Source organism: Bradyrhizobium sp. IC4060, from assembly GCF_020193715.1.
Classification (GTDB): domain Bacteria; phylum Pseudomonadota; class Alphaproteobacteria; order Rhizobiales; family Xanthobacteraceae; genus Bradyrhizobium; species Bradyrhizobium yuanmingense.
This window is the reverse complement of the sequence record NZ_JADYVJ010000082.1, coordinates 1-452: the sequence shown is the minus strand read 5'-3', so window position 1 is coordinate 452 and position 452 is coordinate 1. Positions and strand designations below refer to the sequence as shown.

General features: G+C 54.0%; 1 pseudogene. It reads right to left on the bottom strand.

From position 1 onward, the window contains the following. Positions 1–56 precede the first annotated feature (56 nt). Positions 57–452 (bottom strand): annotated as a pseudogene (locus I6F16_RS37580) (polyamine aminopropyltransferase); the annotation flags it as partial.

The window sequence follows — 452 nt, the reverse complement described above, 5'->3', positions numbered from 1 at the left end:
TTGTTAAAGCCGTGCAGCTTCAATTTTTTCAATTTAGTTCACCCCCTTATTTCGCGTCACGGTGCGGACAGAGCATCATGCAGATATTGTGGTAAGGCGAAGGCCGCCGTATGGATTGCCGGATTGTAGTAACGGCAGGTCAGGTTGGCTTTGTGAAAGCGCGCCTGAATGATTTCGCTGGAGAGATGGCGCAGCGCCTCATTGTCGCTCGCCCAGGCAACGGTCATGATCCCGCCGTAATAGGTTGGAATTGCCGCCTGGTAGAAGCTGACGTCGCGAAAATAGTGGCTTAGCTTGCGATGGCTGCCTACCGCTTCATCCTGTTGCAGGAAGCAGACGCCATTCTGGGCAACAAAGATCCCACCCGGGTTCAGGCAGCGTTTGCAGCCTTCATAAAAAGCCGAGGTGAACAGGCTTTCTCCCGGGCCGATAGGGTCGGTACAGTCCGAAAT